This window comes from Motilimonas thetidivivens, from assembly GCF_046452435.1.
In the GTDB taxonomy this organism is placed as follows: Bacteria; Pseudomonadota; Gammaproteobacteria; order Enterobacterales; family CBDFNC01; genus Motilimonas.
In genome coordinates this window covers 43,821-57,083 of record NZ_JBKFDK010000002.1, presented here as the reverse complement: position 1 = coordinate 57,083, position 13,263 = coordinate 43,821, and the positions used below count along the sequence as shown (strand labels likewise).

Sequence of the window (13,263 nt, the reverse complement as noted above, 5' to 3'; positions counted from 1 at the left end):
GTTATCGTTTTAAGTCCTGATACCACAATCGCTTAGCGGCATCATTCATCAGGCCTAAGGTTTTGCCTTCTGGCAGCCAGTTTGCTGATGAATATGCGGCTTGTATTAAAAAATTCATCAGTACCGTGTGTCTTCTTAAAATACGCTCATATCTGTGCTGTTTTTGTGGGTTAAAAAAACCGGCAAAGTTAAACAGTTGGCGAGGATTCTTTTTTACCCATAGCCAAGATCCCATTTCTAACGTGAGCGGGATAAAAAGCTGACGCTTATGCTGTTTGGATAAATGATCCCAGAGATCACCGTGAGTAGTGTAAAAGTGACTTTGCGGTGCAACTTGATAATGGGCGTGATAGGGGTAAGTTTGATCAAATAAGTTCATTAGGCCATAAGTTTGACCAAGCATGGGATAGGGGGCGATATTTCCTGCATAGGGAAACCATAGGTGATCGCGCAGGCCAAATCCTGAATGAGCATCAAGGCTAAGGGTTAAACTCGCGCGGTCGACCAAATTACTGACAAAAGATAATAAAATTTCACTTTCTGGCGCCAAGCCTTGCTTGCCCCGATACCAAGGCAAGTGGCGGCTGATCCTATGTCCGCCAACTAACCAAGTGGTCGGGCAAATGGCATCCCCGGGCGCATTGCGCATTAAGTCTATCCCTTGACCATTACAGCGCGTATTTTTTAAAAAACCGACGGGATTGGCCAATGGCAAAAACGCCACTCGAACTTGAGTAAACAGCTGTTGAAAGTGATTATCCCATTGTAATCGCTCCAAAATGCTGTCGAGAAAGGCGATAATCACTTGGCTGCCAATTCGCTCTACACCGTGTATGCCGCCAACAAAGATAACCGTAGGGCTATGAGGCAATTCACTGCCTATTTCGATCCCATGGATAGGGTATGACTCTTTCTTTTCGTTAACATAACCAAGCACGTTGGCACGTAAAATGTCCTGATGGCGCTCGATAAGCTCAATTATTTTGTCTAATTCAGGTATGTTTGTTTGCATGCCGTGTTCGAGAAAAGGGAGTTAGGGTTAACGGTAAAATAAGCGTAAGACAGTTTGATGAAAATAAGCACTTGGATTTCGGTTAATAGTTGTTCTAAATTAACATTTATTGTTTTTCGCGGGTCTATTGGTTAATTCTGCTTGTTTTTTGATTTGGCCTTAGGTTTTAATGCGCAGACTTTACTTAAAGGGGATTATTATGACAGTTGAAAAAAATGATGATGTATGTGAAGCCTGTGGTGTGCTAGTTGAGCTAGGTAGCGTTATCCATGAAGATGACAACGTTTTAACTTTGCCAATCAGTGCGCCTAGTATTGAACAAGCTCGGCCGTTAGCACAAGATTACATTCAACGTGCTAAAGAAAAGTACCCTGATTGTGAAATTGAAGAAGTGACACAAGGTTTAGATGCAGGGATTGCGATGCAGATTAACATTCGCTTTTCATGCACTGCTGAGCGACTGATTTTTGAAATGAGCTTGCGTTAATCGCCATTTTAAGGAGCTTAAATGGGCCGTCGACCTTATTTCATATTGGTGCTAGCTGGACTGGCTTTGTTGCTTACTGGCTGTAGTTCGTCACCTGAGTCAACAACGAATCAGGTTAAACAAACGACTATGCCGTCAAGTCAGCAACCAGCAAAAGTGGCTGCAAAACCAGCAAGTGAGCCCCACGATATCGACCTCTTGCTCGATCATTATGAGCAATGGCAAGGCGTACCCTATCGACTTGGCGGTACGAGCACCAAAGGGGTTGATTGCTCGGGGTATGTACAGCGGGTCTATCAAGATAGTTTTGATGCCATTTTGCCAAGGACGACGACTCAGCAAGCACAGCTTGGACGCCAAATTAAGCGCAGTGAACTGACAACTGGGGATTTGGTCTTTTTCCGCATATCCCGTAGAACTCAGCATGTTGGAGTGTACCTTAAAGATGGCCAGTTTCTGCATGCGAGCACCAGTAAAGGCGTGATCATTTCACAATTAGATAATCCTTACTGGAAAAAGCGTTACTGGATGTCACGACGTATCCAATAAGGATGACAGAAAAATGGCGAAACGGGATTTTTTACAGAAATAGCGCACTCATTAGAAAAATCGTGACTAAGCCCAATAATTTGACATTTTTCCAAATTAGTTTAAGCAACCTATATGTACGGTAAAATCAAACGTACTAAATATATCTAAGTCCTTTGTAAGCATTGATATAACAAGGCATTAGCCCTTAGTTTAATACCCAGTTAAGGGCTAAGAATGTTAAAAAAATGTCGATTTTTCCTGTCCTTAGGTCGCTTTTCTGATAAGCCTGCACTTGTCATTTTGTGCGTTAGGCAATAGGATTGACAGGCAAAATTACCAATGCGTAATGCTTTTGGTATATATACAAATATAAAGATCATAATAATCAAACATTTTACTCATTATTTTTGGTGATGAGACTGTTTTTGGCATGGAATAGAAAAAATGCGGATAGCTCCACTGGTATTATCGGCTGGTATCTTCTCATTAGGCATGGCTGCCACTCCCATATATGCAAGCCAAGTCGCTGAGTTAGATAATAAAATTCAGACAAAACAGGCTGAGTTTGACGCTTATGTTGGCGGTCTTGAAAAAATTAGAAGCTCAATTCAACAAGACAAAGATGAACTACAACGTCTGATTGAACTCAACACAACTCTTGAGAATAAGCGTAAAGCTGCTTTGCTTGAAATGGATAAACAGTACGAATTGTTGGTTTCGGATCCCTCTTTGGATATCTCAGCCGCAATTGAAGCTTATCAATATGCCCTTCAAGCCCAAAGTCTGAACAAAGAAAAAGTAAAAGCACAAAAGACACTGTTGGCTTCTAATGAAGAAAAGCTCGCAAATTCAAAAGTGACTCAGTTCAGCATGCTTAATGAAATTGAAAACCTCAAGGAGCGTTTCAATTTTGCTAGGGTTGAGCGGATTAAGCGTGAGTTTAGCCAAGGCGGCAAGATGGAAGTGAGCCAAAGCATTGCTTGTGGCGAAGACGTGACATTTAAGCAGTGTGCTGAGCAAGGTAATGATTTGGCTAAAAAAACGGCTAGCCAAATGTTAACCAATAAACTATTTCAAAACGTGACAGAGCAAGCTTTGGTGTCTAAGCATCGTGATACAGCGGCTGCAGGCATTAAAATTGTCAGTGAAAAAGTGTTGGAAAGTGGCTTTAGTGGTCAAGGCGATTACAGCGTAAAAATGCTGGTGGAAATGGAAGGCCGCTTACCACAAGCGCAAGCATGTCGATTACTTAGCTTAGATTATCGCTACTGTGGCGTTAATTCTGACCAGGCAGCGTCAGGTGATTATCAAGAAGTTGAATTTTCTCCCGTGCAAAATGAACCTGGCATGGTCACCTTAACGGTGCGCTCAGATCAGTTCCATGATGAAGTTTTTATTAATGGCAAAAGTTACGGCGCAAGTCGTGTTGATGCCATGTTGCCACCTGGTGAATACAAGGTCACGGTAAAAAAACCTGGTTTTCATACCTACAATACAACCGTGAAACTATCGGGTGCTAAAACCATTCGTGCCGAGCTAAGTCGCTTAGTGGTTAATTTAAAACCGGGGCAAAAATTCTCAGATCAATACAGTGACGGCGGTAAAGCACCTGCAATGGTTGCTATTGGTTCGGGTAGTTACAAAATTGGTGATATTCAGGGGCGTGGTCTAGGCAATGAAAAAGCGCCTAGTAACGTTACCATCGGGGCTGTTTTTGGTATTGGCCAAAAAGAAGTCACCGTTGCTGAGTTTGAAAAATTTGTTAATGCAACGGGTTATCGCACTACAGCAGAAAAAGGCCAGGGCTGTGCATCTTATTCAAGTGGTGCACCTGAGTACAGTTCAAGTATGTCTTGGCAAAATCCGGGTTTTGAGCAGTCTAAACGCTCACCTGTTGTTTGTGTAACCAGTGCGGATGCGCAGGCTTATACCAAATGGTTAAGCCGAAGCACGGGGTATCAATATCGTTTACCAACCGAAACCGAGTGGGAAGTTGCTGCGCGTGCGGGCTCAAGTACTGATTACTGGTGGGGCAACAACGTGGGTGCCGGTAATGCTAACTGCGGTTGGTGTGGCAGTCGTTGGTCTAACAATGGCACGGCGCCAACAGGCTCATTTAAAGCCAATAAATTTGGTTTATTTGATACCGTAGGTAACGTTTGGGAATTAACCGACAGTAACCCTGCAGTAGTAAGAGGCGGTGCATGGAATTTTGCTCCTAGCTTAGCGCGCGCTTCTTCAAGACTTGAGATTAGCTCAAATTTTGCTGCTAACTACATAGGTTTTCGCGTCGTTCGAGCGCAATAAACAACACTCGAATTAGCATCAAAAGAACCGCGCCTTGTGTCGCGGTTTTTTTATTTTTGGCATGCTGAATCAACCAGAATAGATACTTTTTAAGCTGACTCTTCACACTGAACAAGATCTGCACAACACTTTTACATGAGGCATATTATGCAAGCACGTTTAGCCACTGTGGCTGATATTTCTGAGGTTTTAGATCTGCATTTTAGATATCAAGTTGACTCTATTGCCGCAGAAGATAAGCAGGATGGCTTTATCACCACCGCTTTCACAGAGGCCCAATTAGTGGAGCTTATTGAGTCGGAAAATGGTCTATCTGTGGTCACAAAAGATGGCTGTATAGTGGCTTATGCAATGGCGGCTTCTTGGCAGTTTTGGGCGCGTTGGCCAATGTTTGCACACATGATCAAAGAGTTACCGAGCTTAACTTACCAAGGTTACCAGCTAAACACAGACAACTCATATCAATATGGGCCTGTGTGCGTTGATAAATCAGTTCGAGGGCAGGGCGCATTAGAAATGGTGTTTGAATTCTCCTTACAGCAAATGTCATCAAAGTACGCGGTACTCGTCACTTTTATTAACAAGATTAATCCCCGCTCTTATGCTGCGCACACTAAAAAAGTGGGGCTGCAAGTCATTCAGGAGTTTTCATATAATAACAACCAATATTATGAGTTGGCTTGCCTTACCCATCGCTCTAAAAAAGTACATAGCGCATAAGTTAGACTAGCTTTTACAAGCATATCTTAACAATAATGGCTAAAGCTTACTTTTCACCTCGACCGCCTGTTGAGGTGCGCGCTGCTGTCACATCTCAATCTGCGCAATGCTGCCTTTTGGATTTCTGTTACTGCTAGCGAAATCGGCCGCTAGCTTGTATTTATCTCATCCTAATGCCTTATTTAAGCTCGGCTGCGTCTCACTTATCATCCTGATAATTGGGTGAAATTTGACCACTTATCAGAAAACTGAAAAATGAACGATTTAAGCATCGAAAATACCGATGTTTAGTATCGGTAAAAATTTGTTGTCATCTTAAAACTTTGAACTTGATTCAAAAAATAGAAAAATCCCTGTGCTATTGTCGCGCCAGTTTTTTTCAAGGATGCAAAACAAAGGTAGTAATAATGAATAAAAGCGTGATCCGAACGATGTGGGTGTTATTGGTGATGTTATTTTCACCTTTATGTTTCGCCAGTGCGGGAGGAGATTCCTTAGATCTTACTTCATCGGCTGTGGGCTATATTGCGGTATTGGTATTTGTTGTCGCTTACATCTTGGTGATGGGCGAAGAAGTACTGCATTTGCGTAAATCTAAGCCTGTGTTGGTCGCTGCCGGTGTTATCTGGGGCATGATAGGTTTTGTTTATGCGCAGCATGGGATGAGCCATGAAGCAGAGCAAGCATTTCGCCATAACTTGCTAGAATATGCCGAACTGCTGCTGTTCCTATTGGTGGCGATGACCTACATCAATGCGATGGAAGAGCGTATGTTATTCGATGGCCTGCGTTCATGGATGGTCAATAAAGGCTTTACCCTACGTCGTTTATTTTGGTTAACGGGCATCCTCGCGTTCTTTATCTCACCTGTGGCGGATAACTTAACCACCGCGCTGTTAATGTGTGCCGTCATCATGAAAGTGGGTGGCGACAACAAGAAATTTGTTGCTATGGCCTGTATTAACGTCGTGGTTGCGGCTAATGCTGGCGGTGCATTTAGTCCTTTTGGTGATATTACAACTCTGATGGTGTGGCAAAAAGGCATCTTAGGGTTTACTGAGTTCTTCGATTTATTCATTCCATCGGCAGTTAACTTCTTAGTGCCTGCTGCGATAATGAGTTTGTTTATCAGTAATGAAAAACCAGAAGCGAATGATGAAGCGGTAGAAATCAAGCGCGGTGCCTTTGTGATTGTGGGTTTATTCTTGCTGACCATAGTGATGGCTGTTAGTGCTCACTCTTTCCTAGGCATGCCGCCGGTGCTAGGTATGATGACAGGCCTAGGTTTATTACAATTCTTTGGTTACTACTTACGCCGCACACTGAATAAATCCTTGGCTCGCAAACGTGCATTAGCGGAGCAAGCTAATGACGAAAAGCGTTTGCAGTACCTAGGCTCGGTGGTGCCATTTGATGTGTTCAATCGTGTTGCTAAAGCTGAATGGGATACGTTGTTATTTTTCTATGGTGTGGTTGTTTGTGTAGGTGGTCTTGGCTTTATTGGCTACTTAAGCTTGATTTCTCATGTCATGTATACTCAATGGGATGTGACCTTTGCTAACGTGGCGGTGGGTATCTTATCGGCTATTGTCGATAACATTCCGGTTATGTTTGCGGTATTGACGATGAATCCAGAAATGTCACATGGCCAATGGTTATTAGTAACCTTAACAGCGGGTGTGGGTGGTAGCTTATTGTCTATTGGCTCGGCGGCAGGTGTTGCATTAATGGGTCAAGCGCGTGGTATCTATACCTTTGGCGCACACCTAAAGTGGGCTCCTGCTATCGCCTTAGGTTATGCGGCGAGTATCTTAGTTCACCTATGGTTGAACAGTAGCCTATTTTAATCTGGTTACTCTACTTGTCTTTAGGCGCAGTTTCTGCGCCTTTTTTATGCCTGCTTGGTTAAGTATTTTGCTTTCGTTACGGTTATCATACGGCTTGATAACGATAAGGAGTGAAAGTGGTTAATCTAGCAACGGGCTTTATTTTATCGCGTCATAGCCATAATCGGCCAACCGGCGTCAGTAATGAGTTTTGGTTAAAGGGTGAAAACCAAGTATATCGTTTATTCACTTCGCCTGAGCCTGTGGTTTTCTTTGTGGTAGAGGCGCAGCTTGAGCTGGCTTTAGCACTACTTACCGACTTTTCATTGCAAGCGACCCCCCTGGCATTAACGACCTTCGATCATCAAAAAGTGTGTGGCTTGTATTTTGACTCTAGCTATCAAGCTCACCAAGCTGCGCGGCGCTTAGCGGCGGCCAATATCGACACCTTTGAAGCAGACATTAAGGCTCATGAGCGCTATTTAATGGAGCGCTTTGTGCAAGGTGATGCCTGTTTCACTGGGCAATTTATACAGCGCGAGCATTATATTGAGGTGCGTGACGCCAAAATTAAGCCAGCCAATTGTGAAGCTCAGTTAAAAATTGTGTCGCTGGATATCGAATGCTCAGAGCAGGGGGAGCTATACAGCATAGGCCTTTATGCGGATTGGGGACAATGGGTCTATATGCGCGGAGCATCAGTGCCAAATGCCCCTGACTATCTCCATTGGTGCGAGTCAGAGCATGACTTAATTAGTCGCTTTTTAGCTTGGCTCACAGAGCATGATCCCGATGTGGTGATCGGCTGGGCGGTGATTAATTTTGATTTTCGTATTCTCGTGCAGCGCGCCGAGTTGCTGGGGATCAAACCAAACTATGGCCGAGCCAATACCCAAGCAAAATGGCGTGATAGACAGCAAGGTAATGGTTTTTTGCAGATCCAAGGGCGGGTGGTGATAGATGGCATCGAAGCCTTTAAAGCTGCCAGCTATCAGTTTGAGAACTTTAGCTTAGAGCATGTCGCTAACACCTTACTCGGCGAGGGCAAAGAGCTTGATGTTAGTGTAGATAAACTCAGCCAGATTAATTATCAATTCCAACACGATAAAATCGCCCTAGCGCAATATAACTTACAAGATTGTCGATTGGTTTGGCGTTTATTTGAGCAATGCCAATTATTGCCCTTTTTACAACAACGTAGCCGTTTAACAGGATTAGAGTTAGGGCGTGCAGGTGGCTCGGTGGCCGCCTTTACGCACTTGTATTTACCTAAGGTGCACCGAGCCGGTTATGTTGCGCCCAATTTGCCACCTCATGGTGGTCTAGCCAGCCCCGGTGGGTATGTGATGGACAGTCAGCCGGGCTTATACAAACACGTGTTAGTACTGGATTATAAAAGCTTGTATCCCTCGATTATTCGCACCTTTAAAATAGATCCAGTGGGGATGATCGAAGGGTTAAAGCAGCCAGAGCAAGCGATTGAGGGCTTTGTCGGCGCTTATTTTTCTCGCGACAACCATTTTTTACCCGATATTATTAGCCATTTATGGCTAGCGCGCGATCAAGCTAAAGCTGAGCAAGATAGTGCGGCATCGCAAGCCATTAAAATCATTATGAACTCATTTTATGGCGTACTCGGCTCTGGTGGGTGTCGTTTTTACGATCCGCGTCTTGCTAGCTCGATTACCCTGCGGGGTCATCAAATAATGAAACAAACCCAGCAGTGGATAGAGCAACAGGGTTGGCAAGTGATCTATGGCGATACCGATTCAACTTTTGTTTGGTTAGGCAATGAGCTTAAAGTTGGCCAAGATCCAGACAAAATAGGTAAAACCTTAGCTACCGAGATTAATCAGGCATGGCAGCAAAAATTGGCTAAAGAGTTTGGCTTAGATTGTTTTCTAGAGATGGAATACGAGACCCATTACAGCCAGTTTTTTATGCCAACCATCAGGGGCACGGAAAAAGGCAGTAAAAAACGCTATGCGGGGTTAATCGACGATGGAAGCACGCAAAAGTTGGTGTTTAAGGGGCTAGAAACGGTGCGCTCCGATTGGACCGAATTAGCCCGTTTATTTCAAACTCGCTTGTATGAAATGGTGTTTGCCGAACAAGATCCCAGTGACTACATTCGCCAACTGGTGCTGCAAACGCGTCGCGGGGATTTTGACCAACAGCTGGTGTATCGCAAGCGCTTAGGTCAGCCCATTAAAGCCTATGTGAAAAACATACCGCCCCATGCGCGCGCTGCAATCAATGCCGACTTAGAGAATGAAAGGCAAGGTAAGCCATTACAATATCAATACAAAGGGGTGGTCAGATATGTGCAGACCTTAGTTGGCCCACAAGCTATCGAGTATTTAACCAGTACACCCGATTACGATCATTACATAGAGAAACAACTGCAGCCCATTGCCGATGCGATATTACCGGCCATAGGGCTGAGTTTTGCGGCCATTGCTGATGATCAACTAGGCCTGTTTTAGGACTAATTCCAAATTAAGGTCGCGGCGCCAATCGCAGCGAATAGAATACAGGTGATGATGCGGATCCACTTTAACGGTAGGCGCTCAGCACTAAATTGGCCGGCATAAACAACAGGTACGTTGGCCAGTAACATGCCGATGGTTGTTCCCACGACTACCATCAATAAATCATCGTATTTTGCGGCCAGTAATACCGTTGCCACTTGGGTTTTGTCACCAATTTCAGCGATGAAAAACAGCACTAAACTAGCGACAAAAGGACCGTATTGATAAAGCCGGTTGTTTTCATCATCCGCTTTGTCTGGGATTAAGATCCAGATGGCAACGGCAATAAACGACAAACCCACAATCCAATTAAGCACTTGAGCCGATACTAGACCTGCGGCCCAGTCACCAATCCAAGCGGCCGCAGCGTGATTGGCAATGGTGGCGACAAAAATACCCAAAATAATCGGTAATGGCCGCTTGAACCGAGTGGCAAGCAAAAAGGCTAATAGCTGGGTTTTATCACCGATTTCGGCTATCGCCACGGCAACGGTTGAAGTTAAGAGAGCTTCCAAAGTCAATATTTCCAAGTTGTTTAGTAAGAGTTAGCCGCCAGCCAATTTAACGGTATAGCCTTTTTGTTCTAAAAATGCCTTGGCGAGTTCTCGTTGATCGCCTTGCATTTCAATTACATAGTCTTTTACTGTGCCGCCAGTGCCGCTGCGTTTTTTCAGTGCCTTAGCTAATTCTTTTAGCTCTTTTTCCGGTAATCCTAGGCCGCTGATACAGGTTGCACCTTTGCCTTTGCGCCCTTTTGTTTCACGACGGATCCTTACAATGCCATCGGTTTCAGGGATCTGTTCACTGGGGCCACTGTCTTTAATACGGCCCGTTTCTGTCGAATAAACTAATTTACTGTCACTCATGACTCGCCTCTGAGATAGCGCTGAAAGGGGGGCTATTCTAACGCAAACAACAAGAGAAATAGAAATAAACCCGGTTGTTAATTTTTGTCAGCAGCACTAAAAAACTTATCGATTCGATCAAACTTGATCTACAGCAAAAATGGCGAGGGGCTAATCGGTAGAATACCAATAATGAAAACAATTCGTATTTAAGGTTGAGGCGTGGCAATAAAGCTTTCTGAATTGGCAATGGGTCAATATGCAAAAATCATCAGTTATCAAGATATCAGTCCCGGACATCGTAAAAAGTTACTCGCCATGGGACTGTTGCCACAAACCTTAGTTCAATATGTGCGCAGTGCACCTTTTGGCGATCCCATGCAAATTAAAGCCAGCAACATCAATATTGCGTTACGTAAAGCGTTAGCCGAAAAAATTTTGGTTGAGGTCAGCCAATGAGCCAAGCATTAAAGATCATCACAGTTGGCAATCCAAATTGCGGTAAAACCACCTTATTTAATGGTTTAACGGGCGCGAGGCAGCAAGTTGGTAACTGGAGCGGAGTGACCGTTGATAAAAAGGTCGGCGAATTTAGTCTAGGTGAACAGCAATATCAACTGACTGATTTACCTGGTATTTACAGTTTTGATGACGCTGGTGATAGCAGCTCTGTCGATGAACAAATCGCTTTTAATTATGTGCTGAGCCAGCAACCTGACTTAATCATTAATGTCTTGGATGCCAGTGCCATCGAGCGTAGCTTGTATTTAACCTTGCAGCTCAGAGAGCTAGGTTTTCCGGTGCTTGTGGTCGTGAATAAAATGGACAGTGCCGAGCAACAACATTTACGTTTTGACTTGGCTAAGTTGAGTGCGGCGCTGGGGTGTCCTGTTTATGGTTTAAGTGCCCATGACAACAAGCAAGTAAAGCAGTTTAAGCAAGCCTTGCCTGAGCTGATGGCTAAGCTAAGTGTCACGCCATTTGCTTTAGATTACGGTGCTGATTTTAGTGCCCAGTTAGCAACACTTAGTCGGTTATCAGACAAAATAAGTTCGACCTGTACGGCCCGAGGAATCGCCATTAAGTTAGTTGAGGGCGACCCGAAAGTGTTACAACACCTCAATGCTGATGAGCAAAAACAGGTTGCTAATGCCAGAGCTCAATTAGACATTGCGCATGATGTTGATTTACATCTGGCTGATGCAAGATATTCATTGATATACCAAATCGTACAACAAAGCGTCAGTCATCAAGGTAAATTGTCACTGAGTTTATCGGATAAAATAGATAATGTGGTGCTGAACAAGTGGCTTGGTGTCCCTGTGTTTCTCGCGGTGATGTATTTGCTATTTATGTTCAGTATTAACATCGGCAGTAGCTTTATCGACTTCTTTGATATCAGCTTTGGCGCGATTTTTGTCGATGGAGCAGGGCATTTACTCGAGCAAATGGGCGCGCCGATATGGCTGGTGGCGATTTTAGCTAAGGGTATTGGCTCTGGTATTCAAACGGTTGCTACCTTTATTCCGGTCATTGCCTGTTTGTATCTGTTTTTATCTTTGCTAGAAAGCTCGGGTTATCTTGCTCGAGCCGCTTTTGTGATAGATAAGTTAATGCAAAAGATGGGCTTACCGGGTAAAGCTTTTGTGCCTATGATCGTCGGGTTTGGTTGTACTGTGCCTGCGGTAATGGCTGCGCGCACGTTAGACCAAGAGCGCGAGCGTCTGCTGACCAGTATTATGTCTCCGTTTATGTCTTGTGGGGCAAGGTTACCTGTGTATGCATTGTTTGCGGCGGCATTTTTCCCTGAGAATGGTCAGAATTTGGTATTTGTCTTGTATCTTACGGGAATTTTGGTGGCGGTGTTTACCGGTTTGGTACTCAGTCGCACCTTGCTGCCGGGCAAAAGTGAGAATACCATTTTAGAGTTGCCCGATTACGAGATCCCTAAAGCACGTAACATTGCGCTAAAGACATGGCATAAATTAAAGAATTTTGTTTTAGGCGCCGGTAAAACCATCGTAGTTGTGGTCGCTCTACTGAGCTTTTTGAATTCTTTGGGCACGGATGGCAGTTTTGGTAACGAAGACAGTGAACATTCTGTGTTAAGTGCTGCAGCGCAGTTTGTTACTCCCGTATTTGCTCCTATGGGGATAAGCCAAGACAATTGGCCAGCAACGGTTGGGGTCATCACTGGGGTGTTTGCTAAAGAGGCCGTGGTGGGCACATTAAACAGCTTATATTCAACACCTGAGGCTGAAGAAGAGGCTCAATTTAATTTAGTTGACCAGTTAGTTGAAGCGCTTAACACCATCCCCGAAAACTTAGTGAATGTAAGCTTTAGCGATCCTATGGGGCTAGATGTCGGGGATTTATCCGATACCGCTGCCGTGGCGGATGAACAGCAAGTGAACATAAGCGTGTTTAGTGATATGCGCCAGCGCTTTGATGGTCAAGCAGGTGCCTTTGCCTATCTGTTGTTTATCTTACTTTACATACCTTGCGCTGCCGCAATGGGCGCTTTAGTACGTGAAGTGGGACAGAAATGGGCGTTATTTACCGCCTGCTGGACGACGGCTATTGCTTACATGAGTGCGGTATTGGTTTATCAGCTAGCCCGTTTTGATGTCCATCCGGGTAGCTCTTCGGCTTGGTTAGTTGCCATTGTCGTGATCGCTTTGGTGGCGGTACAGTTACTTAAACAAAAAGGCAATTTAGTGAAAGTGCCGGTGGTGATAAATGATCCTGCAAAAGCTTAAGCAAGATATTCAGCGTGCTGGTCGGGTTAGTCAAAAGCAACTCTGTCAGCGCTATCGAATTTCGCCACACGGCGTGGATGCCATGCTCAATATTTTAATTAAGCGTGGCCATGTGCATAAATCTATGTCGATACAGGCAGCCAAATCTTGCTGTGGCCGTGAGAATGAGGTTTGGTACAGCTGGCATGATATAGCGCAAATCCCGACTACCGAAATTAGCTAAGATACTCATATCTAAGCATCTT

Annotated in this window: 12 protein-coding genes; 9 read left to right on the top strand and 3 right to left on the bottom strand. The window is 44.3% G+C overall.

Annotation, left to right across the window (positions count from 1 at the left end):
- Window position 1 precedes the first annotated feature (1 nt).
- Window positions 2–1,012: a M14 family zinc carboxypeptidase gene (locus tag ACK8OT_RS02435; protein ID WP_410194914.1), complete on the bottom strand. Its 1,011-nt coding sequence runs from the start codon at window positions 1,010–1,012 to the stop codon at window positions 2–4.
- A 199-nt stretch (window positions 1,013–1,211) separates the two neighbouring features.
- Between ACK8OT_RS02435 and ACK8OT_RS02430 the strand changes: the two genes are divergently transcribed.
- From ACK8OT_RS02430 to ACK8OT_RS02405, 6 genes are all read left to right on the top strand, one after another.
- Window positions 1,212–1,499 (top strand): DUF406 family protein, encoded by a 288-nt coding sequence (locus ACK8OT_RS02430; protein WP_410194913.1) that lies wholly within the window; start codon window positions 1,212–1,214, stop codon window positions 1,497–1,499.
- Between the two features lie 21 nt (window positions 1,500–1,520).
- Complete coding sequence (locus ACK8OT_RS02425; protein ID WP_410194912.1) at window positions 1,521–2,048, top strand: NlpC/P60 family protein; 528 nt, start codon at window positions 1,521–1,523, stop codon at window positions 2,046–2,048.
- A gap of 426 nt (window positions 2,049–2,474) precedes the next feature.
- Window positions 2,475–4,337 carry a formylglycine-generating enzyme family protein gene (locus tag ACK8OT_RS02420; RefSeq protein ID WP_410194911.1) on the top strand — a complete coding sequence of 621 codons (1,863 nt, stop codon included), beginning with the start codon at window positions 2,475–2,477 and terminating at the stop codon, window positions 4,335–4,337.
- A 147-nt stretch (window positions 4,338–4,484) separates the two neighbouring features.
- Window positions 4,485–5,057, top strand: a complete 573-nt coding sequence (locus ACK8OT_RS02415; protein WP_410194910.1) for a GNAT family N-acetyltransferase — start codon at window positions 4,485–4,487, stop codon at window positions 5,055–5,057.
- Window positions 5,058–5,464: 407 nt separating this feature from the next.
- Window positions 5,465–6,904, top strand: a complete 1,440-nt coding sequence (nhaD, locus tag ACK8OT_RS02410; protein WP_410194909.1) for a sodium:proton antiporter NhaD — start codon at window positions 5,465–5,467, stop codon at window positions 6,902–6,904.
- A 116-nt stretch (window positions 6,905–7,020) separates the two neighbouring features.
- Window positions 7,021–9,369, top strand: coding sequence for a DNA polymerase II (locus ACK8OT_RS02405; protein WP_410194908.1), 2,349 nt, complete (start codon window positions 7,021–7,023; stop codon window positions 9,367–9,369).
- A gap of 2 nt (window positions 9,370–9,371) precedes the next feature.
- On the opposite strand, the gene ACK8OT_RS02400 is transcribed toward ACK8OT_RS02405, so the two are convergent.
- A complete protein-coding gene (locus ACK8OT_RS02400; protein ID WP_410194907.1) occupies window positions 9,372–9,929 on the bottom strand; it encodes a TMEM165/GDT1 family protein in 558 nt (185 codons plus the stop codon).
- Between the two features lie 30 nt (window positions 9,930–9,959).
- Entirely contained in the window at window positions 9,960–10,280 is a 321-nt protein-coding gene (gene yciH / locus ACK8OT_RS02395) for a stress response translation initiation inhibitor YciH (protein WP_410194906.1), read from the bottom strand.
- Between the two features lie 201 nt (window positions 10,281–10,481).
- Between yciH and ACK8OT_RS02390 the strand changes: the two genes are divergently transcribed.
- From ACK8OT_RS02390 to ACK8OT_RS02380, 3 genes are read left to right on the top strand one after another with little or no spacing between them, the layout of a single operon-like run.
- A complete protein-coding gene (locus tag ACK8OT_RS02390; protein WP_410194905.1) occupies window positions 10,482–10,718 on the top strand; it encodes a FeoA family protein in 237 nt (78 codons plus the stop codon).
- Window positions 10,715–13,018, top strand: a complete 2,304-nt coding sequence (gene feoB / locus ACK8OT_RS02385) for a Fe(2+) transporter permease subunit FeoB (RefSeq protein WP_410194904.1) — start codon at window positions 10,715–10,717, stop codon at window positions 13,016–13,018. Before ACK8OT_RS02390 ends, feoB begins: the two co-directional genes overlap by 4 nt.
- Window positions 12,999–13,241 carry a FeoC-like transcriptional regulator gene (locus ACK8OT_RS02380; RefSeq protein ID WP_410194903.1) on the top strand — a complete coding sequence of 81 codons (243 nt, stop codon included), beginning with the start codon at window positions 12,999–13,001 and terminating at the stop codon, window positions 13,239–13,241. Before feoB ends, ACK8OT_RS02380 begins: the two co-directional genes overlap by 20 nt.
- Window positions 13,242–13,263: the final 22 nt, after the last annotated feature.